At 43.4% G+C, this 25,120-nt stretch carries 22 protein-coding genes and 1 other annotated feature; of the genes, 18 read left to right on the top strand and 4 right to left on the bottom strand.

The annotated features are described in order from the left end of the window. Positions 1-35 precede the first annotated feature (35 nt). Together MKY63_RS24300 and MKY63_RS24305 are read left to right on the top strand one after the other, a co-directional pair. Positions 36-1,076: a ThiF family adenylyltransferase gene (locus tag MKY63_RS24300; RefSeq protein WP_076103941.1), complete on the top strand. Its 1,041-nt coding sequence runs from the start codon at positions 36-38 to the stop codon at positions 1,074-1,076. A gap of 116 nt (positions 1,077-1,192) precedes the next feature. Then, complete coding sequence (locus MKY63_RS24305) at positions 1,193-1,912, top strand: response regulator transcription factor (protein ID WP_076103939.1); 720 nt, start codon at positions 1,193-1,195, stop codon at positions 1,910-1,912. Between the two features lie 45 nt (positions 1,913-1,957). On the opposite strand, the gene MKY63_RS24310 is transcribed toward MKY63_RS24305, so the two are convergent. Together MKY63_RS24310 and MKY63_RS24315 are read right to left on the bottom strand one after the other, a co-directional pair. Further along, positions 1,958-2,458, bottom strand: coding sequence for a C40 family peptidase (locus MKY63_RS24310; RefSeq protein ID WP_036687694.1), 501 nt, complete (start codon positions 2,456-2,458; stop codon positions 1,958-1,960). A gap of 295 nt (positions 2,459-2,753) precedes the next feature. Then, complete coding sequence (locus tag MKY63_RS24315; protein ID WP_036687693.1) at positions 2,754-3,395, bottom strand: thiamine diphosphokinase; 642 nt, start codon at positions 3,393-3,395, stop codon at positions 2,754-2,756. A 165-nt stretch (positions 3,396-3,560) separates the two neighbouring features. Here MKY63_RS24315 and MKY63_RS24320 point away from each other — a divergent pair, with 165 nt between their 5' ends. Then, complete coding sequence (locus tag MKY63_RS24320) at positions 3,561-4,025, top strand: low molecular weight protein-tyrosine-phosphatase (protein ID WP_036687823.1); 465 nt, start codon at positions 3,561-3,563, stop codon at positions 4,023-4,025. A gap of 138 nt (positions 4,026-4,163) precedes the next feature. On the opposite strand, the gene MKY63_RS24325 is transcribed toward MKY63_RS24320, so the two are convergent. Then, positions 4,164-4,895, bottom strand: a complete 732-nt coding sequence (locus MKY63_RS24325) for an alpha/beta hydrolase-fold protein (protein WP_036687691.1) — start codon at positions 4,893-4,895, stop codon at positions 4,164-4,166. A 265-nt stretch (positions 4,896-5,160) separates the two neighbouring features. On the opposite strand from MKY63_RS24325, the gene pdhA reads away from it, so the two are divergent. From pdhA to MKY63_RS24370, 9 genes are all read left to right on the top strand, one after another. Then, positions 5,161-6,228 carry a pyruvate dehydrogenase (acetyl-transferring) E1 component subunit alpha gene (pdhA, locus tag MKY63_RS24330; protein ID WP_036687689.1) on the top strand — a complete coding sequence of 356 codons (1,068 nt, stop codon included), beginning with the start codon at positions 5,161-5,163 and terminating at the stop codon, positions 6,226-6,228. Positions 6,229-6,243: 15 nt separating this feature from the next. Beyond that, entirely contained in the window at positions 6,244-7,221 is a 978-nt protein-coding gene (locus tag MKY63_RS24335; RefSeq protein WP_038571553.1) for an alpha-ketoacid dehydrogenase subunit beta, read from the top strand. A gap of 106 nt (positions 7,222-7,327) precedes the next feature. Further along, entirely contained in the window at positions 7,328-8,974 is a 1,647-nt protein-coding gene (locus MKY63_RS24340) for a 2-oxo acid dehydrogenase subunit E2 (RefSeq protein WP_076098770.1), read from the top strand. Between the two features lie 2 nt (positions 8,975-8,976). Beyond that, a complete protein-coding gene (lpdA, locus tag MKY63_RS24345; RefSeq protein WP_036687684.1) occupies positions 8,977-10,389 on the top strand; it encodes a dihydrolipoyl dehydrogenase in 1,413 nt (470 codons plus the stop codon). Between the two features lie 151 nt (positions 10,390-10,540). Continuing rightward, the gene (locus MKY63_RS24350) at positions 10,541-11,515 is read left to right on the top strand and encodes a S66 peptidase family protein (RefSeq protein WP_339813605.1); all 975 of its coding nucleotides are present in this window, start codon (positions 10,541-10,543) and stop codon (positions 11,513-11,515) included. 141 nt (positions 11,516-11,656) lie between these two features. Then, positions 11,657-12,637 carry a thymidylate synthase gene (locus MKY63_RS24355; RefSeq protein WP_036687680.1) on the top strand — a complete coding sequence of 327 codons (981 nt, stop codon included), beginning with the start codon at positions 11,657-11,659 and terminating at the stop codon, positions 12,635-12,637. 84 nt (positions 12,638-12,721) lie between these two features. Continuing rightward, positions 12,722-13,213, top strand: a complete 492-nt coding sequence (locus tag MKY63_RS24360) for a dihydrofolate reductase (protein ID WP_339810078.1) — start codon at positions 12,722-12,724, stop codon at positions 13,211-13,213. 235 nt (positions 13,214-13,448) lie between these two features. Then, on the top strand, positions 13,449-14,936 hold the full coding sequence (locus MKY63_RS24365) for a glutamate synthase subunit beta (RefSeq protein WP_036687677.1): 1,488 nt from the start codon (positions 13,449-13,451) through the stop codon (positions 14,934-14,936). A gap of 393 nt (positions 14,937-15,329) precedes the next feature. After that, the gene (locus MKY63_RS24370; protein ID WP_339810080.1) at positions 15,330-17,045 is read left to right on the top strand and encodes a proline--tRNA ligase; all 1,716 of its coding nucleotides are present in this window, start codon (positions 15,330-15,332) and stop codon (positions 17,043-17,045) included. 14 nt (positions 17,046-17,059) lie between these two features. Here the strand turns inward: MKY63_RS24370 and MKY63_RS24375 are convergent, their stop codons facing one another. Continuing rightward, entirely contained in the window at positions 17,060-17,923 is an 864-nt protein-coding gene (locus MKY63_RS24375) for a pentapeptide repeat-containing protein (protein ID WP_339810082.1), read from the bottom strand. Positions 17,924-18,087: 164 nt separating this feature from the next. Between MKY63_RS24375 and MKY63_RS24380 the strand changes: the two genes are divergently transcribed. The 6 genes from MKY63_RS24380 to MKY63_RS24405 all read left to right on the top strand — a co-directional run bounded on the left by MKY63_RS24380 (position 18,088) and on the right by MKY63_RS24405 (position 25,113). Then, on the top strand, positions 18,088-20,343 hold the full coding sequence (locus tag MKY63_RS24380) for a type IA DNA topoisomerase (protein WP_076103974.1): 2,256 nt from the start codon (positions 18,088-18,090) through the stop codon (positions 20,341-20,343). A gap of 507 nt (positions 20,344-20,850) precedes the next feature. Next, a complete protein-coding gene (locus MKY63_RS24385) occupies positions 20,851-21,339 on the top strand; it encodes a YfbM family protein (RefSeq protein WP_339810084.1) in 489 nt (162 codons plus the stop codon). Positions 21,340-21,492: 153 nt separating this feature from the next. Then, positions 21,493-21,948 carry a DinB family protein gene (locus MKY63_RS24390; RefSeq protein WP_076274623.1) on the top strand — a complete coding sequence of 152 codons (456 nt, stop codon included), beginning with the start codon at positions 21,493-21,495 and terminating at the stop codon, positions 21,946-21,948. Positions 21,949-22,474: 526 nt separating this feature from the next. Continuing rightward, entirely contained in the window at positions 22,475-23,467 is a 993-nt protein-coding gene (locus MKY63_RS24395; RefSeq protein ID WP_076274622.1) for a helix-turn-helix transcriptional regulator, read from the top strand. Positions 23,468-23,648: 181 nt separating this feature from the next. Further along, positions 23,649-23,883 (top strand) — a binding site (T-box leader). 130 nt (positions 23,884-24,013) lie between these two features. Then, positions 24,014-24,880, top strand: a complete 867-nt coding sequence (locus tag MKY63_RS24400; RefSeq protein WP_036687666.1) for a GNAT family N-acetyltransferase — start codon at positions 24,014-24,016, stop codon at positions 24,878-24,880. 95 nt (positions 24,881-24,975) lie between these two features. Continuing rightward, positions 24,976-25,113, top strand: coding sequence for a hypothetical protein (locus MKY63_RS24405; RefSeq protein ID WP_141118581.1), 138 nt, complete (start codon positions 24,976-24,978; stop codon positions 25,111-25,113). The last annotated feature ends 7 nt before the right edge of the window (positions 25,114-25,120 follow it).

A 25,120-nucleotide genomic window follows, 5' to 3' on the forward strand; every position in this document is an offset into this window, starting at 1 on the left:
TTCTCCGCTTTTTGGATATGGGGAGGAGATAATGTATGTTTCATAACGCCGGGCGAGAAGATCGATACTCACGACAGATACGTTTCGCGCCATTTGGTACTGAAGGACAGCAGGGGCTCGCAAAATCAAAAGTGCTTGTGGTTGGTGCGGGTGCGTTAGGTACAGGGATTGCAGAGACATTGGTCCGCTGTGGTGTTGGGCATGTCCTTATCGTTGATCGCGATTATGTAGAGTGGAGTAACCTGCAGCGGCAACAGCTGTATACCGAGATGGATGCACAGGAGCGAGCTCCGAAAGCCATAGCAGCCCAGAACAGACTGCAGCAGATTAATTCTGAGGTTGTCATAGAAGCGCATGTTATGGATGTGCGGAAGGAAGAACTGGAAGGACTCATCTCAGGGGTGGATCTGATTATGGATGGGACCGATAATTTCGATACACGTCTCATCATTAATGATATTGCCCAAAAGAATAATATCCCTTGGATTTATGGAGCTTGTGTAGGAAGCTATGGAATTACATATACGATTTTGCCTGGAGAAACGCCATGTCTTCATTGTCTTTTAGGTACAGTCCCACTAGGGGGAGATACCTGTGATACAGCGGGTATTCTTCCACAGGCCGTGCAATTGGTTACTGCAAATGCTACAGCTGAGGCGTTAAAGCTTCTCGGTAACCGTAAGGACCAATTAAGAAATAAACTGCTCACTTTCGATGTATGGCGTAATGAACATCAAGAAATTGGAGTGAAAAGTGCCAAAAAGGAGAATTGCCCTTCTTGTGGGACTCATCCGATCTACCCTTATCTAACAGCCTTGAATACGGAACGAAGTGATGTGCTTTGTGGTAGGGATACCGTACAAATCCGCCCTGCCCGGCCGCAGAGCCTTAACCTGCAGGAAACAGCCAGCCGCTTGTCTCGTTTAGGAGACGGTGAGGTAGAGAGCAATCCTTATCTAATTTCCTTTAAAGAAGGTCCTTACCGGATGGTGATCTTCGCAGATGGCCGGGCATTGATTCATGGGACGAAGGATATTGCCGCCGCCCGTAGCTTTTATCATCGATATTTCGGTTAAAAAGCAAGATAAACTGATCTTCAGACCATTTCCTAGGAATGGTCTCTTTGCTTTCCGGGGATTCTATATCTATTAATGGGATGCTGATGCATGTCTGATGGATACGGGGGATCTTTGTGAGTGAGCAACTGATATGGTATATGTCTGAGGGAAACGAAAGAGGAGTAGAAGAGCGAATCGCTATAGAAAAAGTGTTTAATGATATCGGTCTGCAAATAACAAAAAGCGAAGATCCCGAAGATCTTCGCTTATCCATTTCTGAAGTAGAACCGGTATTGCTGCTTGCTGATTTAGGCGAGGTGGGAACATGGGAAGGATGGAAAATCATTTCCGCAGTAAGAGATGAGGGAATGATTCTTCCGGTCATGGTGATTTCCGAAGAGTTATCGGGTAACGGAGCGGTTGCGGCCTTTTTAGCCGGGGGGAATGATTTTATGTCAAAACCACTACATACCGGTGAATTCAAATGTAGAATTCTAAATTTATTAACCCTCACGGGTCGGCGTCGAAATTTAAAACATCTGTTAAAGGTGGATGGTTTAATGCTCGATCCCAGCCGCAGGCTGGTCACCCGTGAAGGGATCGAGCTTAAGATGACGCATAAAGAATTCGATCTTCTATATTATCTCGCTGCGAATCGAGGGATTATATGTTCCCGCGAGGAAATACTCAAACAAGTATGGGGATATCAATTCCATGCAGATACCAATGTTGTAGATGTATACATCAGGCATATCCGCTTAAAGATTGATAAAGGGTACCGGAACAAGTTAATTCACACTGTTCGCGGAACAGGATATGTAATGAGGGTGCCCGAAGGCAGCACCACATCCTGAGACTTATTCTCTTTTATAGAAAAGACTCTACTATAGAGCTGTTGTTTACAGTACGCGGCGAGCCTTTAGATAAGTCTTTTTCCATGTACCAGAATTAAGATCAGAAACCGTAACACCTGGTTTACCGTAAGTGTGCAGAATTTTACCGTTTCCGGCGTAAACAGCTACGTGAGTTACATTTTTACCAGTTGCTCTGCTGCCGCTAGAGAAGAATACAAGATCGCCCACACGAAGGTTTGCTTTGGAAACAGAAGTTCCTACTTTTGATTGAGCTGCAGCTGTACGGGGTAATGATACATTATACTTTTTAAAGATATGTTTCATAAATGAAGAGCAATCAAAAACCTTAGTAGTAGAAGTAGATGCTCCGAATTTGTATGGAGTTCCCATATAGTTTTTCCCGAAATTGACAACGCTTTGTCCTTTGGACACTGTAGCGGCTTCGACTTTAGTTGCGCCTACGCCTGTTGCCATCATTGTTCCTAAGCCCATCGTAGTAACCATTCCTATGACAATCGCTTTTTTTATCCATTGTTGTTTATTCATGTTGTAAGTACCTCCAAAGTTAGTATATCAATCTGTCTTGCTGTGTCTTGTCTTGCTTGCCTGATTCGTAGTATAGCAGGTTATCTATGTCATAAAATTTGGTAGAGCAGCAATAAAGTGAGGCTGGGCCTGGGTTGTAAACGTTTTATTAAAAATTCATTAAAAGTTACAAAAAATTAATAACTTGATATTTTGGACAATAAAATAAGCCGTAAACCCCTTGATATATAAAGGATTTATCGGCTTTTTGATTTTAAAACAAAAGTTACAAGGATGTTTCTATATCACTATGTATTTAGTCTTTGCTCTGGATAATCAGCAATAATCCACTACGTATTCTAACTGTTCCAGTGGAGGAAATCAGTTTGTTGCTTACACCTAGAGATTGGCCTAGCTTTAAAGTGGCGTCATTCAAAGGATATTGAAATCCTTCTAATGTAATCCCTGTTACTTCAGGAGTTAATGGAAGCAAAGATACATAGGTGTAGCCCAAATCTTCAATGACTGTTTGGGATCCGGTAAGTGTCACATAGTTATTAGAATCCATGACGTAGCAATTGATTTGACGTTGCAGAGCCCTTGTCATCATTTGAATGCTGGCTAAGGAGTGGTCAATTCGAGTGCCTGTAACTCCTAATAGTAAAATAGAATCAGGTTGCTGATTCATCGCAATATCGAGCGCCATCTCACTGTCGGTTAAATCCTTGTTTACGGCATCACAAGTGATGGTTTTTTTACTTTTGGATTGAATATCCTGAAAAGCTTCAGGCGATACAGAATCAAAATCACCTACTGCAATATCTGGTATATATCCATGTGAGATTAGGAATAATGCACCCCGGTCCGCACCGATAATAAAATCTTCTTCATCTAATAGAGCGAAATAATCCGGAGATAGTTCTCCACCGGCAAAAATAACGACACGTTTGGATGGCATAACATCCATTCCTCCTCTAAAACTCTAGTTGGTTATCCTGTCCCAGTATAATGCAGATTGAAAAGTTGCACAATTGACCAAGACAACGCTAAAATGATAGTGTGCGATTTTTTATGTGCATAAATTCATATTTACTTATGTTTTAACAATTGGGAGGTGAATGAAATCGTAAACGTGCTATTTGTATGTCTGGGTAATATTTGTCGCTCACCAATGGCGGAGGCAGTTCTGCGCCATAAGATTGATGAACAAGAGCTTTCACATAAGATTCTGGTTGACAGTGCGGGAACTGGAGATTGGCATATTGGTAAGGAACCGCATGAAGGGACTAGACGTATACTTGATCAAAACATGATTAGTTATGCAAATATGGCAGCGCGTTTGGTCAGTAGCGAGGATTTTCAGAAGTTTGATTATATCGTTTGTATGGACAAGTCTAATGGAGAGAATGTTCGAAAGGTTCCTGGTGGGGAAGAGGCTAAGCTTTTGTTCTTCATGGATTTATTGCCTGAGGAAGAATTGAGAGAAGTGCCAGACCCTTATTTTACAGGGAATTTTGAGCAGGTATATGATTTAATCAATGCAGGCTGTGACGTTTTGCTTGAAATGGTGATAAGAGAAAAGCTGTAACCCGGTTGGGTTCCAGCCCTCTCTGATTAGTATTAAAGTAAATTAAGGAAATTCGCTGGATTAAACTGTAAGCGCAAACACGGCTGAAATCTACATACGTTCTTTAGATGTTCATTTTTTGCTTCTATCAATAAGGCATTATGTGTTTAAAAAATAGAGTAGAGATTCAGGGAGTTCCTTTTGCCAAAAGCCCCAGAGATGACGACCGTCTTTCTCACGGTAGGATACGGTAGCTCCACGTGCTTCAAGCAACGCTTTTGTTTCTCTGTTCATCTGAACAAAATCGTAGGTCCCTGTATCAGTCTGGTAATCTGTTTCCTGCAGTCCAACGACCATATTAATGTTAAGCCAGGCGAGATCTTCTTCTTTTGCCAGCATGGCTTGTGATTCGGGATAGAATGCACCGGATAGGCTGATGATACGTGTGAAGATAGCTGGATAAGCAAGTGCGAGATGGAGGGAGACGCTGCCTCCAAGGGAATCGCCGGCTAAGATTCGTTCTTCGGGTGTACGGCGTACGGGATAATTTTTTTCAATGAAGGGAATAATCTCTTCGGAAAAGCAAGATAGGTACTGCTTGAATCGGCTGCCGAACGGAGCGTATTCTTGAGTCCGAACAGCGACGTTAACTTCTACACCGACGATAATGAAGGGCTCGACATCTTCTTCTATAATAAGTTGTCCAGCAAGTGTAGCAATGCGTCCAAAGTTGAAAAATTCTTCTCCGTCTTGGCAGTACACCACGGGGTAACTGAGAACTTCATTGTAGCCTGGGGGCAGATAGATACGTAATTTACGTTCCTCCTGCAGATGTTCACTCCAAAGCGTTTCTTTTACAATTGTGCGTTTCAGAAAAACAGAATCGCTCATCGTTGTCACGTCACCTTTCTTGTCGAATTTTGCAATACACACAGGGTTACGCTAAAATTATTAAATGTGTAACTGTGTTATTAATCATTTACTTGTTGGAAAAGTGTTAAACTGTTATATTAAATTATCTCACCTGTTATACATACAAAATTTAAAGGAATATAAATTTTATAAGTATTTCTTTGACGAAAGTAACTAAACAGGTGTATAATAATATTATAACAGAGGCAGCTGATATTCAAATTTTTTTATTGAGGTGAAGATAATGAGTAAAGTTCCTTATGAAGTGTATACAGAGGACGTCGAGGCTCTATCGGTACTTTCCCCGGATGGAGAAATTATCAATAAGGATAAGATGCCAGATTTAACTGACGATCAACTGAAAGAAATTATGTATCGTATGGTATTTACCCGTACTTGGGATGATCGTGCAGTAAACCTTGGCCGTCAAGGTCGTCTTGGTTTCTACGCACCGGTATCCGGTCAAGAAGCTACCATGATTGGTAGTGAGTTCGCTTTGGAGAAAGAAGACTTCTTATGCCCAGGCTACCGTGATATTCCGCAGCTAGTATGGCACGGACTTCCATTGTACCAAGCTTTCTTATATTCCCGTGGTCACCAACATGGTGGAGCTATTCCTGATGGTGTTAATGTATTGATGCCACAAATTATCATTGGTGCGCAAATCCTGCACGCTACTGGTATTGCTATGGGCTTCAAATTAAAAAAACAAAAGAGTGTTGCGATTACTTACACTGGTGATGGCGGTTCTTCAGAAGGTGACTTCTACGAAGGCTTGAACTTTGCTGGTCGTTTTAAACTGCCTGTAATCTTCTTTGTTCAAAACAATGGTTACGCGATTACGACTCCGTTCGCTAAACAAACGGCTTCCAAATCGATCGCTCACAAAGCGGTTGCAGCTGGTATTCCAGGGATTAAGGTTGACGGTATGGACATCTTTGCAGTAATCAGTGCTGTACGCGATGCTGCTGAACGTGCACGCAACGGCGAAGGTGCTACATTGATCGAAGCTGTAACTTACCGTTTCCGTCCACACTCCCTTTCTGACGATGCAAGTAAATATCGTTCGAAAGAAGAAGAAGGACAATGGAGTGAAAAGGATCCAATCGCCCGTCTTGCCAAGTATTTGGAGAAGAAAGGTCTTTGGACTGAAGAAGATACACTGCGCGTGAAAGATGAAGCGAAAGCTACTGTTAACGAGCAGATCAAAAAAGCTGAACAAACCGAAAAAATGACAATACCTGGCTTGATCGACAGCATGTTCGAAGTAACACCTAAACATCTGGAAGAGCAAAAAGCCGATTTTGAATAAGGGGGATATCAGGCAATGGCACAAATGAATATGAAAGAAGCGATCCGCGACGCGATGCGCGTTGAACTGAATCGTGACCCTAACGTTCTTATCTTCGGAGAGGATGTTGGTAATGTAGGTGGCGTTTTCCGTGTAACAGAAGGTCTGCAAAAGGAATTTGGCGAAGATCGTATTTTTGATACACCACTAGCTGAGTCCGCTATCGGCGGTCTGGCATTTGGTCTTGGTGTACAAGGCTTCCGCCCAATTGCAGAAATTCAATTCGTAGGTTTTATCTTTGAAGCTCTGGATCAGATCGTTGTTCAAGCGGCACGTCTGCGCTGGCGTTCTGGCGGTAAATATAATGCTCCAGTAGTATTCCGTACTCCTTTTGGTGGCGGAGTTAAGGCTGCTGAGCTTCACACTGACTCACTCGAAGGTTTGATCGCACAAAGCCCAGGGATTAAAGTTGTAATTCCTTCAAACCCATATGATGCTAAGGGACTTTTAATCGCGTCTATCCGCGACAATGACCCTGTATTCTTCATGGAGCACTTGAACCTTTATCATGCATTCCGTGCTGAAGTGCCAGAAGGTGAATATACAGTTGAACTTGGTAAAGCGAACGTAGTACGTGAAGGTTCTGACGTTTCGATCATTACTTACGGGCTGATGGTACATACAGCTACCAAAGCAGCCGAGCAACTCGAAAAAGAAGGCGTTAATGTTGAAATTATCGACCTTCGTACTGTAAGTCCGATCGACATCGACACTATTGTAGCGTCTGTGAAGAAGACTAACCGTGCTATCGTGGTGCAAGAAGCACAAAAGAGTGCGGGTGTAGCTGCTGAAGTTATCGCACAAATCAATGAAAAAGCTCTACTGCACTTAGAAGCTCCTGTGCTTCGTATCGCAGGTCCTGACACTGTATATCCATTTGCACAAATTGAAGATACATGGCTTCCAAACCCAGCGCGTATTATTGCAGGCGTGAAGAAAGTTTTGGAATTCTAAATATTTTTACGAGAAACAGTTGTCATCCATATGGATGACAACGTTGTTTCATCTTATAAAGTTTAAATCATAAGGTTAGTCCCAATTTCACGAGGAGGTTTTCAAAGTGGCAAAGTTTGAATACCGATTTCCTGAACTAGGTGAAGGTCTGCATGAAGGTGAAATCATCAAAATGCATATCAAAGCCGGTGACAAGGTAACGGATGATGATATCGTAATGGAAGTTCAAAATGACAAGGCGGTAGTTGAGGTGCCTTGCCCAGTAAACGGTACTGTATTGGAAGTTCTGACTAAAGACGGTCAAGTATGCCGTGTCGGTGAAGTAGTGGCTATTATCGAAGCAGAAGGTGACGTGCCTGATCAAGAGGGTGCTGCTACTGAAGCTCCTGCTGCTCAAGCGCCAGCTGCACCAGCTGCTCCAGCATCTAACAAAGCATCGAATTTTGAATATCGCTTCCCTGAGCTGGGTGAAGGTCTGCATGAAGGTGAAATCATCAAAATGCATATCAAAGCCGGTGACAAGGTAACGGATGATGACATCATCATGGAAGTTCAAAATGACAAGGCGGTAGTTGAGGTTCCATGTCCAGTGAATGGTACTGTATTGGAAGTTCTGACTAAAGATGGCCAAGTTTGCCGCGTAGGCGAAGTTGTTGCTATTATCGCTGCTGAAGGCGACGTTCCTGAACAAGAAGGTCATGCATCTGCTGAAGCTGATGCAGCAAAAGGAAGTGCAAACACTACTTCTTCCCCTGCAGCAACAAGCCCTGCTGATGCTAAAGAAGGCGGATCTGCAAGTGTAACACCAGCTCCTGACCGCGATGTATTGGCTACACCAAGCGTTCGCAAATTTGCTCGTGAGCAAAAAGTGGATATTTCCAAAGTGAACGGAACTGGAAAAGGTGGCAAAATCACTCGTGAAGACGTAGAAGCCTTCTTGAAAGGTGGTTCTACACCTGCGGCTCCTGCAGCAGCAGCGGCGTCTGAAGCTCCTAAGGCTGCTAAGACCGAAGCTAAAGCAGCACCTGCAGCAGCTAGCGGTAACGTTAGTCTTGAAGAAGAACGTGTACCATTCAAGGGTATTCGTAAGGCGATCTCCAACGCAATGGTTAAATCGGCTTACACTGCTCCGCACGTAACCATCATGGATGAAGTAGATGTTACTGAACTGGTAGCATTCCGTACGCGTATGAAACCTATTGCTGAGAAAAAAGGCGTTAAGGTTACTTACCTTCCATTCATCGTTAAGGCTCTTGTTGCAGCTTCCCGTCAATTCCCAGCACTTAATGCTATGATTGATGAAGAAGCAGGCGAAATTGTCTACAAGAAATACTACAATATCGGTATCGCTACTGATACACCAAACGGTTTGATCGTTCCAGTTATCAAAGACGCTGACCGTAAGAGCATTTGGATGATCGCTAGCAGCATCACTGACTTGGCTGTTCGTGGCCGTGACGGTAAATTGTCTGCTAACGAAATGAAGGGCAGCACGATCTCCATCAGTAACATCGGTTCTGCTGGCGGTATGTTCTTTACTCCAATCATCAACTTCCCTGAAGTGGCTATCCTCGGAACTGGCCGTATCAGTGAAAAAGCAGTTGTGAAAAATGGTGAAATCGTAGTTGCTCCAGTAATGGCGTTGTCACTCAGCTTTGACCACCGTATTATCGATGGTGCGACTGCTCAAAACTTTATGAACTACATTAAATCGCTGCTCAATAATCCTGAGCTGCTGGTTATGGAGGTATAATTATGGTAGTAGGAGACGCTTCACTAGATATTGATACATTGGTCATTGGTGCAGGTCCTGGTGGGTATGTGGCGGCAATTCGTGCCGCCCAGCTCGGCCAAAAAGTCCTCATCGTGGATAAATCGGAACTCGGCGGTGTATGTTTGAACCGTGGATGTATTCCTTCTAAAGCCTTGATCGCTGCTGCACATCAATTTGAATCTGCACAGCATGGTGAAGTTTTCGGCGTTACAGCTGAGAATGTTAAAGTGGATTTTGCCAAAACTCAAGAATTCAAGAACAGCGTAGTTAAAAAAATGACTAGCGGTGTGACTAGCTTGATGAAGGGCAACAAAATTGAAGTATTTAACGGCGAGTGCATGTTTATCAGCGACACAGAAGCACGTGTGTTCAATGATCATGAATCTCCACGTTACCGCTTCAAACACTGCATCATTGCTACAGGTTCCCGTCCAATTGAACTTAAACCTTTCCCATTCGGCGGACGTATTCTGTCTTCGACTGAAGCTCTGGAACTTCCAGAAATTCCGAAGAGCATGATCGTAATCGGTGGTGGATACATCGGTGCCGAGCTTGGTCAAATGTACTCTAAATTTGGCACTAAAGTAACAATCATCGAAGGTTTGGATACTGTACTTCCAGGCTTCGATAAAGATATGACTCGTCTTGTTGCGAAAAACATGGCTAAAACTGGCATCGAAATCGTAACTAACGCTAAAGCTGAAAGTGCTGTTCAGAACGACAAAGAAGTAACCGTGAAATACTCTGTTGGTGGCGAGTCCAAAGAAGTTACAGCAGATTACTTGCTTGTTACTGTAGGTCGTCGTCCTAACACTGACGGTGAACTTGGTCTGGACCTGATCGGTCTTGAGCTCGACGAGCGCGGATTGATCAAAGTTGATCACCAAGGACGCACAAGCATTCCTACCATCTTCGCTATCGGCGACGTTGTTCCAGGTCTTGCTTTGGCTCACAAGGCTTCTTACGAAGGTAAAATCGCTGCTGAAGCAATCGCAGGACTTACATCTGTTGTTGACTACAAAGTCATCCCAGCTGTTGTATTTACAGATCCTGAGTGCTCAAGCGTTGGTTTGACTGAGAAAGAAGCAAAAGACAAAGGCTACAAAGTGAAAAGCGGCAAATTCCCATTCGCAGGAAATGGTCGCGCAGTATCTTTGAACAGCCCAGAGGGCTTCATCAAAATTGTTGCTAACTCCGAGAACAATTTGGTACTGGGAGCTCAAATCGTTGGTATCGAAGCATCCAACTTGATCGCTGAACTTGGTTTAGCAATCGAAATGGGCGCAACGCTTGAAGATATCGCCTTGACTATTCACGCGCATCCAACCCTTGGCGAAATCGTCATGGAAGCTGCTGAATTGGTTGAAGGTCACCCAATTCATGTAATGAAATAATTTTTCTCCAAAATTGCTCTAGCAGGCAACAGAAAGGCGGACGCAAATGCGTTCCGCCTTTTTTTGTGTTTTCCACTTTTTTGAAAAGAGATATACTGGAAGGAAGAGTAATTACCTAATCTGTAATTCATGAATATAGGGAGGTTCAATGATGAGAACTGATAAATTAAAGCTTGGAGATGAGCTGCGTATTATCTCTCCTTCCAGAAGTTTGTCATTAATCGATGCTCAGCAAAGAAAAATTGCCAAAGAGCAGCTTGAACGGTTAGGTTTTCGGATATCCATTTCAACAAATTCTTTTGAGACGGATGATTTTGTTTCCTCTTCTATTGATTCGAGAATTGAGGATTTGCACGAAGCCTTTTTAGACCCCAAAGTGAAAGGAATATTAACGTCCATTGGAGGCTTCAATAGTAACCAGCTGCTGCGTTATATAGATTATTCAATCATTGCGGAGAATCCAAAGCGTTTATGTGGTTATTCGGATATTACTGCACTAAGTAATGCGATTTATGCTCAAACAGGATTAGTTACATACTCCGGGCCGCATTTTTCCACATTTGCGATGCTCCACGATAATGAATATACCATCGAATATTTCCGCAGGCTGATGATGGACAATAAAGAAATTCTCGTGCAGCCTTCCAAGCATTGGAGTGATGATGAGTGGTATCTGAATCAGGAAAACCGGATATTTATTAAAAATGAAGGTCCGTTCATTATCAATGATGGGGAAGCGAAAGGAACGATTATTGGTGGCAATTTATGCACTTTAAATCTTTTGCAGGGAACAGAGTATATGCCTAGTTTAAAGAATTCTATTTTGTTCATCGAGGATGATTATGATTCAGCACCTGCAACCTTTGATCGAGATCTGCAATCCCTAATTCATCAGCCTGAGTTTGAAGGGGTCAAAGGGTTGGTGATCGGCAGATTCCAAAAAGAATCGCGTATGTCAAAGAAGCTGCTAACTACAATTATCCGCTCAAAAGAAGAATTATCTGATATTCCTGTGATCGCAGACGTGGACTTTGGACATACATCGCCGATGATTACCTTTCCTGTGGGTGGACAAGCAAACGTTCGTGCTTATGGGGCCAGAGTGGAGCTTAGGATAGCGGAGTAAAGATACACTTGCTGAACCAATCCTTTATAATTGAATATGTAACCCGATTATTAAATATATTTAAAAATTATCTTACCTTCTACAAAATTCGGATTTTTCAGATATAATATATGAGGTGTAATATTACGGAGGTGCAGTACATTGACGAATGAGTTAGAACAAACCTATTTGAATTTTTTACGATATATTTTAGATCATGGTGTAAAAAAAGAAGATCGTACAGGAACTGGTACAATTAGTGTTTTTGGTTATCAAATGCGATTTGATTTATCAAAAGGGTTCCCGCTGTTTACAACAAAACGTACACCGTTTCGCTTAATTGCAAGTGAGTTATTGTGGTTTATTAAAGGCGATACCAACATTCGTTATTTATTGAAAAATAATAATCATATTTGGGATGAATGGGCTTTTAAAAGATGGGTTGAATCAGACGAATATGTTGGCCCAGATATGACAGACTTCGGGAATCGTTGTTTAGTTGATGAAGATTTTAATCAAGTGTATCAAGCAGAGATGAAATCATTCTGTGATCGTGTCTTAGAAGATGATGAGTTTGCTGCGAAATATGGTGAGCTAGGGAATGTTTACGGTAAACAATGGCGGAATTGGACATCTTCTACTGGTGAATCAATTGACCAATTACAAGACGTTATTCATCAGATCAAAACAAATCCTGATTCTCGGCGTTTAATCGTGAGCGCATGGAACCCGGAAGATGTTATAAATGCCGGAACAAAAGGAAGTAAAGCTGCGTTACCGCCCTGCCACGTTATGTTCCAGTTCTATGTTGCAAATGGTAAACTAAGCTGCCACTTGCTGCAACGCAGTGCTGACTCCTTTCTCGGGGCAAACTTCAATATTCCATCTTACTCATTACTTACGCATTTAATTGCATATGAATGTGGTCTAGAAGTAGGTGAGTTTGTATACAGCATTAGTGATGCGCATATCTATTCAAACCATGTTGAGCAAGTGAAAGAGCAATTATCAAGAGAATTAAGAGCATTGCCTACCCTGGTTATTAATTCACAGAAGAAATCAATTTTTGATATTGAACTGGAAGATCTGGTCATTGAGGGGTACAATCCGCATCCTTCGATAAAAGCGCCGATCGCAGTATAACGTAATTGTTATAAATTAAGATTCGCAAATATAATTTCTGGCAGCGTAGTTTTTTAATTTAGTATGAAGGAAGGAGGGAACTTCATGAGTATTAGCTTAATATGGGCAATGGGTGCCAATCATGTCATAGGAAAAGATAACGATATGCCTTGGCATTTACCGCTGGATTTTGCTTATTTCAAAGCAGAAACATTGGGCAAAAGAATGCTAATGGGCCGCAAAACATGGGATTCGCTCGGAGGCAAGCCCTTGAAGGGCAGAACGAGCCTAATTCTAACTAGGGATACTGATTATTCAGCTGAAGGTGCAGTGGTTCTACACACGCTTGAAGAGGCTCTCAGCGAGGGTAGAAAAGAAGATGAGCTGATGGTGATCGGTGGTGCAGAAATTTATCGCTTGATGCTGCCGTATGCTGACGAGCTAATGTTGACGCAGATCGATCAGGATTTTGAAGGAGATACCCGGTTTCCTGAGATTGACTGGAGGATGTGGAAAGAGGTCTCCAATATCAAGGGAATTCGTGATGAGAAGAATCCGTATGATTACCGTTTCCTTGTTTATGAACGTACGGAATAGCAATAAAACGTTTTCTCTGACATAACATGTGAAATAGTACAAATAATCAGTAGATTTATCCATTACTGTGCAAAAGTGATGAATGTTACTATAATTAAAATTAGAAATGATTATGTATAGGTATAGAATAGAATGTGCAGGTACTTCATTGCGTTGCTGACAACCATACGAAGCCGCAATATGCTACAATGTACTATACTTCAACACGAAGAGAACGGATGGGGGAAACGTAAACATGTCTACACCTACAGGTTTTATGGAGTATAAACGGCAGCTCCCAGGTGATCGGGATCCTGAGCAGCGGGTAAAGGACTGGGAAGAATTCCACCATCATTTATCCGAGGACGAGCTTCGGACACAGGGCGCACGCTGTATGGATTGCGGAACCCCCTATTGCCATACAGGTATTGATATGGCTGGCGGGACCTCAGGTTGTCCAGTACACAATTTAATTCCGGAGTGGAATAACTTGGTGTATCGTGGACTCTGGAAAGAAGCACTGGAACGTCTGCATAAGACAAACAACTTTCCTGAATTCACAGGCAGTATTTGTCCCGCCCCATGTGAAGGCTCTTGCACAGTGGGTCTGATCGGACAGCCGGTAACCATCAAAACAATTGAACTTGCGATCGTTGATAAGGGTTTTGAAGAGGGCTGGGTTGTACCTAATCCTCCTGAGAAACGGACTGGCAAAAAAATTGCAATTGTAGGCTCTGGACCTGCTGGACTTGCCGCGGCAGCACAGCTTAACAAGGCTGGACACACTGTAACTGTATTTGAGCGCAGTGACCGCATTGGCGGACTGCTGACATATGGAATACCTACTATGAAGCTTGATAAAAAAGTTGTACAACGTCGTGTAGATTTGCTGGCTGCTGAAGGAATTAACTTCGTGGTGAACACTGAGATCGGTAAAGACATTCCGGCTCAGCAGCTTGTTGATGAATATGATGCGGTTGTTCTGTGTGGTGGAGCTACTAAAGCACGCCGTTTCAACATTGAAGGTAGTGAGCTTAAGGGCGTTATGTATGCCATGGATTATTTAAATGGAACGATCAAGAGTTACTTGAATTCGAATCTGGAGGATGGTAACTATGTATCCGCTGAAGGTAAAGATGTAATCGTCTTGGGTGGAGGGGATACAGGTTCTGACTGTGTTGCCACAGCACTTCGTCATGGCTGCGGCAGTATCACTCAATTTGGTACACATGAAAAAGCGCCTCTGCAACGGGATCCGATTGCTAATCCTTGGCCGCAATTTCCGAATGTGTACAGCTTGGATTATGCGCAAGAAGAAGCGAAAGCTATTTTTGGTGATGATCCGCGTGAATTCTCAATCATGACCACTAAATTTGTTGGGGATGAAGAGGGGAACTTGAAGGAGCTTCATACCGTGCAGATCCGCCGGATCGTGGATGAGACAGGTCGTAAAATCTATCAGCCCGTTCCTGGAACAGAAGCTGTATATCCTGCTCAACTCGCTCTTATCGCTATTGGTTTCGATGGACCAGAGCAAGATATTGTTGAGGAGCTTAAACTGGAGACCGATCGTCGTACCAATGTGAAAGCACGTTACGGCAAGTTCAACACGAACGTGGATAAGGTGTTTGCTGCTGGGGATATGCGTCGTGGTCAAAGTTTGGTGGTCTGGGCCATCAACGAAGGTCGCGAAGCTGCACGTGAAGTGGATAAATATCTGATGGGCTCAAGCGTTCTTGTCTAGGCTTTAATTTAAGAAGCCGTTTCAAAAGCAGTTTACCTGCTGGAGAAGCGGCTTTTTTTTGGAGCCGACGCTTGACGGAAATATTATTTTCATATAGATTTAATACAATATTTAAATGACAAAAGCATTGACCAAGGACTTACGGTCCAAGAAGCGTTAGAACAGAGAGGGAACTCACCGGCTGAAAGGTTCCTCAAATACGTGTGGATGGTATCCTGCCTGGGTAGCTGCAGCGTACAACCGCTGCCGGAATCGGCCGTTATTCGATCGAGGATCGCCATGTAGACTATGTATGGGCTGGCGGTTAAATAAGGGTGGTATCACGACACATTCGTCCCTGACGAATGTGTCTTTTTGCGTTTAGAGTGTTCATTTTTTAGGGAGGGTACAAATATGCGTCAAAGTAATCTTTTATTAACAACTCTGCGTGAGGCACCTTCAGAGGCGGAGACAAGCAGTCATCAGCTACTGCTGCGTGCGGGATATATTCGCCAATTAGCAGCGGGTGTGTACACTTATTTACCGCTTGGAAGACGTGTTTTACGGAAAATAGAAGCGATTGTGCGGAATGAGATGGATTTCTTTGGGGCTCAGGAGGTATTGATGCCATCTATGCAGCCTGCGGAGCTCTGGAAAGAATCAGGCCGATATGAGGTATACGGTAAGGAGTTGATGACGCTGCGGGATCGTCATGAGCGGGAATTCATACTAGGTCCTACACATGAGGAAGTAGTAACCACACTCGTACGGAATGAGATCAGCTCTTATCGTAAGCTTCCTATTACCGTATATCAGATTCAGACCAAGTTCCGTGATGAACGCCGACCACGTTTTGGACTGCTGAGAGGCAGAGAGTTTTTGATGAAGGATGCTTACTCTTTTGATACAAACATGGAAGGTCTCGATAAATCATATATCCAAATGTTCGAGGCTTATCACCGGATATTTGAGCGATCTGGATTGAAATTCCGTGCTGTCCATGCGGATTCCGGTGCGATTGGAGGCGAGGGCGGCAGTCATGAATTTATGGCGCTGGCTGAGATTGGGGAGGATACGATTGCTGCATGCTCCGTTTGTGATTATGCGGCCAATCTGGAACAGGCAGAGTCCGTGCGGCCTGCAAAAAATGAAGTTGTCATGCAAGTACCGGAGATAGAGAAGTTCCTCACTCCTGATTTGCGCACAATTGAGCAACTAGAGCAGGAGCTAGATATCCGGCCAGAGCAGATTATTAAAACATTAATCTATGAAGGTGACGGACAGATTTTTGCTGTTCTGGTCCGGGGAGATCATGAAGTCAATGAAATTAAGGTAAGTAAATATTTAGGAATGAATGAGATTAAGCTTGCTGACTACGAGGCTGTGAAATCCTTAGCCGGTGTAGAGAGTGGATTTGTAGGACCTGTGGGTTTAACCCTGACTGTCCTAGTGGATGCAGCAGTAGCAGATATGACCCAAGGGATTACAGGGGCGGGAGAAAAAGATTATCACTTCCGTAACGTAGTACCAGGTAGAGATTTTGCGCTTGAGCATGTGGGGGATCTACGGAATGTAGCAGAAGGTGAAGTTTGTCCGCATTGTTTGGAGGGTATTCTGCATTTTCATCAAGGGATTGAAGTGGGTCATGTCTTCAAATTAGGTACTAAATACAGTGAAAAGCTAGGCGCTTCTTACTTAGATTCTTCAGGCAAAAGTCAACCTATGATTATGGGCTGTTACGGAATTGGTATCTCACGGCTTTTATCCGCTATTGCTGAACAGCATCATGATGAGGATGGATTAATGTGGCCAGCAGCATTGGCACCTTATCAGGTTCATATCTTGATAATGGCCGTCAAGGATAGTGAGCAGCGGACGGTTGCAGAAGGTCTCTATGATCAACTAACCAACAAGCTTGGCATTGAGACGCTGATCGATGATAGGGATGAACGCGCTGGCGTGAAATTTAAAGATTCAAGCTTGATCGGGATACCTTTATCAATAGTTGTGGGCAAGGAAGCATCTCAGGGAAGAGTAGAGTATCTGGAACGAAACACAGCGGAGAAAGAAGTCTTAGAAATTATGGAAGCTGTGTCTCGGATCAAAAAATTCTATTCACCGCTGATATAAATGATCTTTTTAATCTAATGAGAGTGCCAATGATCAGGGCACAAGAGTGCTGCTGGTAATTTCGTGAGAGTATTGCCTTTTGCCGCATTGATCTGTGCCTGGGTGAGAAAGAGAGCTTCTGCTAAATTAGCACCTCTGAGGTCAGTATCGCGAAAGTCTGCCCCAATAAGGTCTGCACCTCTGAGATCAGCATCCCTAAGGTCTGCGGCTATTAAATAGGCTCCTCTCAAGTTGGCGCCTCTAAGATCGGCTCCTTTGAGCTTTGCTCCCATAAGGTCGGCACCTCGACTGAAATTCTTCGTGGATTTTTTTAGTTTACGACGAGCGTCAGTTCTTACAATTTCACTGACCTGCAACAGTAACATATTGATTTTTGCTCGATGAGCGGAAACATCCACCTTTATAAGAGCTTCAGGATTGAGCAAGGTGAGCTGTTCTGTTTCATCGAGAGCTGTTTGCAGCTCAGTATGGATTGTACGGGTTATTTCTAGGTTCAAAGATTCATGTAAATACCAAAGCAGCTCGTGCAAATGCCACATAATCGGAAATACCTCGAACATCTGCTTCGCAGTTTTCGGCTTTTTCCTCCAGTCTTCTCCAGCATAAGTGACTTGAGAAATCTTTTGCCCAGCTCCAAAACAGTCATAGACCGTACAACCACGGTAGCCTAATACTCTTAGCTCTGTATGTACACCACAGCGAAAGTCCGACTGTAGATTGTGACACGGCTGTCCAGCGTCTTTGTCTCTAGCGAAATCTACGGAAGCAGCAAAAGGTAATGCGGCACAACATAAGCCGAAGCACTGCTCACAATCCGCCTTCAGGGCAGAGAGGCTTCGATCAGAAAAAGGTTCTGTAAATCTGTGATTCTCATACAAGGTTTGTTTCCCTCCGATACATGAATACGCTTATACCAACTTATTTTAAAACAAACGAAAGACTATGAAAAGTCCGGTCGATTAAAAAAAACCGAGGTTAATGTTATAATAGAGTACTGGACCTATTTTGGACTTAAGAACGAGAAGGTAAGGAGCGAATGTTTTTGAAGACACTTATTATTGCGGAGAAACCGGACATGGGGCGGAATATCGCCGCCGCAATAGAACCAAAGGCTAAAAATTACCGTTCCTATCTTGAAGGGGAGCAGTACATTATTACATGGGCAATAGGGCATCTAATAGGATTGGCTGAGCCGGATGCATATGATGTAAAATACAAAAAATGGAATATTAATGATCTTCCCATTATTCCGGACCAATTCAAGCTGGTTCCTAATGCGCGGACCATTGATCAGCTGAAGGTAATCGGAGAGCTGGCTAAACGAAGCGATCTGCTAGTAAATTCTTGTGACGCCGGGCGAGAAGGCCAGCATATATTTTCGCTCATTCAGCGGCATTTGAAGCTTGAACATCCTGTGAAACGGCTGTGGATTTCCGATTTGACACCAGAGACAATCCGCAAAGGATTTCAAGAGCTAAAGGATGGGGCGGAGTACGAGAATCTAACAAAAGCGGCAAAAGCGCGCAGTGAAGCCGATTGGCTAATCGGTATGAACGGATCACGTGCATTTACTACGAAACATAATGTGCTGCTGTCGGTGGGGAGAGTTCAGACCCCAGTACTTGCACTTATTTATGATCGCCAGAAGACGATTGAGGCGTTCTCATCTCTTAAGTTTTTTGAGGTAGAGGGCCATTTTACACAAAATGAAATGACTTATAAAGGTATGTGGCAGGGTGACCGGCTCACTGATGGTGAGAAGGCGGAGGCGCTGGCTGCCAAGGTCAAAGGAAAACCGGGACGAATTGACTCTTATGAGGTTAAGGAAACGAAAGAGTATCCGAATAAACTGTATGATTTGACGCTGTTGCAGCGGGAGGCGAATGGGAAGTACGCTTTTTCCGCTAAAAAAACACTCGATATCGCACAAGCGTTATATGAAAAGCATAAGGTGATATCCTATCCGCGGACAAATTCTAACTATGTTACAGAACAGAATATTCCGGAGATGCATAAGACTTTATCTGCGCTCCAAGGGACGGCTTATGATGAATGGGTGAAAGGCGCGAATCGTAATCTCGTTCATAAAGGAAATAAATTTATCTGCAATCCCTCGAAGGTCGAGGATCACCATGCGATTTTGCCTACATATAGAAAAGCAACAGGGCTTAGTGCGGATGAGGGAAAGCTGTATGATTTGATTGTGCGGCGCTTTTTATCACAGTTCTATCCGGCTGCGGAATATAAAGTGCATACGGTTATGACTGATGTAGAGGACGAAAAGTTCAAAACTACTGTTAAGGAATTATTAAGTCTCGGCTGGAAGGTCATTTACGCGGACCAGAAGAAAGATAAAGCGAAGTCGTCCAAGGGAAAAAACAAGGATGATGAGGAAGACGAAGAGATTGAAGTGAATGAACCGTTCACAATTGCTCCGGCAGATGAAGTGATCTGTAGTGATGCGATTGTTAAAGAGAAGGATACACAGCCGCCAAAACACTATACAGAAGGCACGCTGCTTAGAGCGATGGAAAGTGCCGGAAAACAGATTGAGGACGAAGAGCTTCGGGATGCTATGAAGGATTCAGGGTTAGGCACTCCAGCCACACGTGCTGCAACCATTGAACGGCTTAAGAATGTCGGATACATTGAAATGCAAGGTAAAAAAATCGCCATCACGCAAAAAGGACGAACGGCTATTGAACTGATACGTGGAGCGGGCATCGAGCTGTTGACTTCACCTGAAATGACCGGCCAGTGGGAACGTCGCTTGAACGAGATATCCAGAGGAACGGCGTCGGACGGACAATTTATGGAGAATGTAAAAAGATTTGCCTGCATGATCGTGGACAAGGTTCGTGTGCAGTCTCGGGCGTCCAAAACTTCTTTTGAAGGGGAAACTCCTTCTGTGAATACAGGGGCTAAAGGTCGGAGTGGTGGAGGCACATCTCGTAAAACCAGCGATAAACCTGCCGCGCCAAGAAAACGTAAACCAGCTAATGAAGAGGAATCAGCAAATTCCGGTCCGAAAATTATCGGAAACTGCCCGCGTCCTGGCTGTGGCGGGATGATTTTTATGGGTAAAAAAGGCTACGGCTGCTCTCATTACAAAGAAGGCTGCAAGTTCGTGATCTGGAAAGAAAACCACGGACGTACCCTTACAGATACTCAAGTAAAGGCATTGATAGAAAAAGGCCGTACGGGAAAGCTGAAGCTTACGAGCGAAGACGGAACCCCGCTGGAAGGCAAACTTGTGCTCAATAATATGGATACGGGTCAATTAACAGTGGAGTCATAGTCTAACTGGAAGCTTGAATGGATCATGGATGATTACAGCGAATTTGCACGTACAAAGCCGCTATCGGACACAGTTGATCTTAAGCGCGGGAATACATCCTTTTTGGACTGCTATCGGACCCCATAGTCGTTATGGGCGTAAAGGGCTATAGATGCACCGCTTGCGGGAGAATACAGCACTGGAGTCCGCAAACTTGCTCCAACGGCTATAAATTCGCCAATAGCGTCAGCTGGGTCCATAGTCATGACTATTAGTCGGACTCGCCGTATAGAGGATATGGTTTCAGTGTCGGCTGTGGGTGACCATATCTTTTACACATAAAATTAATTAGTTAAAGAGTGTAGGACGCACCTATTTTAAACGGGATGTAGTAACTTGTGTGCACAAGATATTATGATTACGTAGGGGGCTGATCTTCACTCTTTTTTTATCCTACGGGATAAATTCAAAGGTTACATTTTGATAGGGCAGTATAGTCACTACTAGAATGGAAGGAAGGATGACATCATGGGAATGCGTGGATATTACTTCGCAATGGATGACAACCTAGTGCAGCAAATTATTGCAGGCGACATTGCATTGAAGAGCTTGAAAATAGATGATTATCCCGGACTGGACATTGATAGATCCTGGGAGGCGATACACTACTTGCTTTGTGGAGCTATTTCCGATGGAGATGCCCCTCTTGGCTATGTTGTTCCGCTGACGTCAGACAAAGGCATCGATTTTGGCTCATTCGGGGCGTTTTCCTTACGCGCTGAGCAAGTTGCAGAAGTGCTTCAGGCTATTTCTGAGCTGGATGAAGCGCAGCTCCGCTTGCGGTATAATTTCCCGGCCATGGTCAAGGAAGAGGTGTATCCTCTTGAACCTGATATTGTTTCAGACGAGGATGAGGACGCGTTCTTTGCCTACATGCTTCAACATTTTAACGAAATTCGGCGTTTTTACAGCCAAACTGTAGCCGAGGGCAAAGGTCTCATCTTTTATATTTTCTGATTCTAACCAAAAGGCGATACACGTCTCCTGATTCCAATGAGCGCGATAAAAAAACCTTGGACTGCTGAAGATTATGACGATTAGAGAAATAAATGACCAATGCGGGAAACAGTAGGTTCAAGTAATCGATGAGACGAAGAGGGGGAAACGGAAATGAAAACGATCAAGTGCATGATGGACCACCTGTACTGGGCGGACGCACGAATCTTGGAAGCGCTCGAGGAGAGTGAGATGAAGAACAATGACCTTCTGAAGCTGGTTCGGCATGTCGCGGTTGCGGAACGAGTCTGGCTGTCCCGATTGCAGGGCAAGGGCAGTGCGCAATATTCGTTGTGGGAGGAAGCGGAAGACCTGACGGCGATCCGAACGATGTTCGAAGAAAACGCCGAGCAATATCGTGTGTATATCGAAGGGCTGGAGGAATTTGATTTGGACGTGATGATCGACTATGCGAGCCAGAGCGGAGTCCCGTTCCGAACGTCCGTCCGTGACATCCTGTCGCAGGTCATTTTACATGGGCAATATCACCGGGGACAGATCAACCGGGCACTGCGGATCGAATTGGCAGAGCCTGTCCAAGTCGATTACATCACGTTCGCGAGACTCTAACAGGGCCTAATCATCACCATTACCCGGAATGAGATGGGCATTGAACTTCTCCGAAATGATTTAGTATACTCACGCAGGCTCATGAATTCGTAGGATTTTACCTTTAGCTAAATGTGAGATAAGAAGGAAATTGAGGAGGCGGTGGCTTGGAACAACTGTAAGGGCATGTGATTTTCACTCCCATGTCTCAACGGGTCCGAGCCCTTTTGTTTAATGCCTCCCGATACTCCGTGCTTCTTGTCCATCCTGCGAATGCATGACACGCTTAAGCTGCTTGCGGAAATACTTTGACAGAACGATAGGGTTATACACCGACCACTAAGTGCAAAGAGGAAATCTGATGAGATTCCGAAATAGTAGGACCAAAACGTTTGAATTGTCATTGAATGATAACGTTGATATTTTCCAGGGCGATTTAAGGAACAAATATATCCTCTCCTCTCTTTTCCGCAAGTAGAATCAAGCAATGCAAATTCCATTACTCTACAATGACTATAGAGTGGTTGAAACGAGGTGAACAGACCATTTGTACGAGTGGCACAAGCAAATCCAAATAATCGTTAATGAAATTGACGAGTGTATTAAGAATCGTAACAGTGAAGCAATAACGCTACGATCTCTTTCTCACAAGTTAGGTTATTCCGAATTTCATACTACGAGAAAATTTAAGGAAATATCGGGAATGCAATTTAGGGATTATCTACGGCATAGAAAATTAGCCTTCGCACTAAAAGAGGTTCGGGATAGTGAAAAGAGCATTTTGGATATTGCTTTTGATTATGGTTTTTCATCACATGAAGCTTTTACCAGGGCTTTCAAGGGAACATATGGTGTAACTCCAAGTGAATACCGGAAAAGGCCTATGCCTGTCGCCCTTCGTACAAAAATAAACTCTTTCGACCGCTACTTTTTCGGATTTGGAGAGATTGGTATGATGAAATCTACAGATGATCTTGACATTTATTTTGTAACCATTCCCACTCACAAATTTTTGCACATTAAAAACTATGAGAGTAATGGGTATTGGGATTTTTGGCAAAAGCAAAGCCTTATTACAGGACAGGACTGCGAAACTATTTGCGGCTTACTCGATAGTATCAAGGGCAAATTGGATGACGATGGTGGGAGTGAATCTAACGGTGGCAGCGGTCAGATTATGGCTTACATTAATGACCCGGATGGCAGACTCTGCGATTGGGGTATTCCACGTACAGAGTGTTTTGGTGTACGTCTTCCTCTTGATTATAAAGGTGAAGTACCTCCACAAATGCTTATGATTGATGTTCTCGAAGCCGAGTATATTGTTTTTGAACATGGGCCATTCAATTATGAACAGGAAAATCGTAGTGTAGAGGAAAAGATGGAAAGGGCAATGGCAGCTTTTAATTTTGCAGACACTGGTTACTGCTTTGATACTTCCCCTGGGAGAATCCATTACGTTTATCACGATCCGGAGCGGTTTTTGAAGTATATCAGGCCAGTAGTGAAGTTGACCTCCAAGCTAATCGAAACAGATTAAGTAGGTGCTATGTGTTGATGAAGAAAATAAGCAGACTGTAGTGTAGTCTCCGCAATCATATAGTCGCATGATTAGTTGGATTATCTGCTTTAGAAGCAATATAAGTTTAGAGATCCCTATTGTTGTTTGAGTTATTGACAGAATATTCCTATTATCTTATATTAAACTTAATTAATAATTACCAAATGCGATGAAGAGGACAATTAGATCTGGAAACGCCGTTCAGAGAACTGCCGGTTGGTGCGAGGCAGCGGATATCCGAATCAAAAAATCACCTCAGAGCTGTCCCCCGAATTATAGTAGATGGGACCGGGATTCTACCGTTACAAAGAAGCATCGTTGTTGGACGATGGCTAAGAGGGCGTTTATTATAAACGTCAATCAGGGTGGTAACGCGGAGCAACTCCGTCCCTAATGGGATGGGGTTTTTTGCGTCTTCATTAATTAATTATTAAATTGGCAGGCGAAAAATCAACAAACTGTAAGAAGAACGATTAGTTCGAAAAATCTGGAAAAACGTTGAGCAGATGAAAGGGTGATATTGCAATGCAATTCAAGTTGTATACGGATGTGCATGAGTTTTACAATGATACCTATGGTATGCTGATGCGTCATGAAGCACAAAATTTGATTCCTCTTGGCAATATCATAATTGGGCATGAAGGAAAAGACAAAACAGACTGGCGTGACCCTGTAAATTGGCTTATGGTAACTATTTCAGATTCTAGGGGCATACAACTTACCGCCATAATGACACCGCCACACAATATTACGCTTTATGCAACAGACAACATAATAAACCCAGAAGCTATAAACTGTCTGATAGATGGGCTGAAAGACCGTGAAATTCCAGGTGTGATGACCGAAAAAACCTTGGCAGAGTATTTTGCCAAAGAATATACCTTGCGCAAGGGAATATCCTTTAAAACAATGATGAGCCAACGTATATATGAACTTACTGCAGTAAATCCAGACATTCAAAAGGTTGGTATCGTTCGATTGCTAGATGAAAAGGATATTCACTTTTTCCCATACTGGGCTGAAGCATTTTATGCAGCGGGGAATTATGGTAAAACAGAAATGTCCATCCCGCAAGATGCAGACCCTTACCTCTACCGAATAGCATCGAAGAAACTCTATATTTTAGAGGACAACGGGATACCCGTATCTATGGCAGGATATACAAGGGAAATGCAGACGGCAATTGGCGTGGCATTTGTTTATACCCCTCCATATGAGCGCGGAAAGGGTTACGCTACTTCAATTGTGGCGCAAATAAGCCAACTTGCATTGGATAAAGGGTTTATTAAGTGCGTCTTATATACGGACTTAGCAAATCCCACATCTAATAGCATCTATCAAAAGATAGGCTATATGCCAATTTGTGATTCGCTTCAGTTAAAATTTGAATAGTAGAATGATGCGGACAGAACTTCTACTACTTTAGAAAATAAGAGCACAATATTCACTATACGACGGCGCGTTTTGGTGATGTAGGTTCAACAGATATGCTTGCAGCTGCAGCTGTAGGTGCCAAAAGAATTCTCGTAGAGACAGGATGGAGTAAGCAGTCTCTGGAAAATTATCGTCACACATGGTATGAGCTAGCATCAACAGATTTTGTTGCAAAGGACCTCTTGAATTGAAGAGCTT

This window comes from Paenibacillus sp. FSL R7-0189, assembly GCF_037969925.1.
GTDB classification, from domain to species: domain Bacteria; phylum Bacillota; class Bacilli; order Paenibacillales; family Paenibacillaceae; genus Paenibacillus_AQ; species Paenibacillus_AQ odorifer.

Bases quoted from the DNA above. Each gene is read 5' to 3' on its own strand.
- MKY63_RS24300 (WP_076103941.1), top strand. From the start codon at position 36: ATGTTTCATAACGCCGGGCGAGAAGATCGATACTCACGACAGATACGT.
- MKY63_RS24310 (WP_036687694.1), bottom strand. From the start codon at position 2,458: ATGAATAAACAACAATGGATAAAAAAAGCGATTGTCATAGGAATGGTT.
- MKY63_RS24315 (WP_036687693.1), bottom strand. From the start codon at position 3,395: ATGCCATCCAAACGTGTCGTTATTTTTGCCGGTGGAGAACTATCTCCG.
- MKY63_RS24325 (WP_036687691.1), bottom strand. From the start codon at position 4,895: ATGAGCGATTCTGTTTTTCTGAAACGCACAATTGTAAAAGAAACGCTT.
- pdhA (WP_036687689.1), top strand. From the start codon at position 5,161: ATGAGTAAAGTTCCTTATGAAGTGTATACAGAGGACGTCGAGGCTCTA.
- MKY63_RS24335 (WP_038571553.1), top strand. From the start codon at position 6,244: ATGGCACAAATGAATATGAAAGAAGCGATCCGCGACGCGATGCGCGTT.
- lpdA (WP_036687684.1), top strand. From the start codon at position 8,977: ATGGTAGTAGGAGACGCTTCACTAGATATTGATACATTGGTCATTGGT.
- MKY63_RS24350 (WP_339813605.1), top strand. From the start codon at position 10,541: ATGAGAACTGATAAATTAAAGCTTGGAGATGAGCTGCGTATTATCTCT.
- MKY63_RS24360 (WP_339810078.1), top strand. From the start codon at position 12,722: ATGAGTATTAGCTTAATATGGGCAATGGGTGCCAATCATGTCATAGGA.
- MKY63_RS24365 (WP_036687677.1), top strand. From the start codon at position 13,449: ATGTCTACACCTACAGGTTTTATGGAGTATAAACGGCAGCTCCCAGGT.
- MKY63_RS24370 (WP_339810080.1), top strand. From the start codon at position 15,330: ATGCGTCAAAGTAATCTTTTATTAACAACTCTGCGTGAGGCACCTTCA.
- MKY63_RS24385 (WP_339810084.1), top strand. From the start codon at position 20,851: ATGGGAATGCGTGGATATTACTTCGCAATGGATGACAACCTAGTGCAG.
- MKY63_RS24390 (WP_076274623.1), top strand. From the start codon at position 21,493: ATGAAAACGATCAAGTGCATGATGGACCACCTGTACTGGGCGGACGCA.
- MKY63_RS24400 (WP_036687666.1), top strand. From the start codon at position 24,014: ATGCAATTCAAGTTGTATACGGATGTGCATGAGTTTTACAATGATACC.
- MKY63_RS24405 (WP_141118581.1), top strand. From the start codon at position 24,976: ATGCTTGCAGCTGCAGCTGTAGGTGCCAAAAGAATTCTCGTAGAGACA.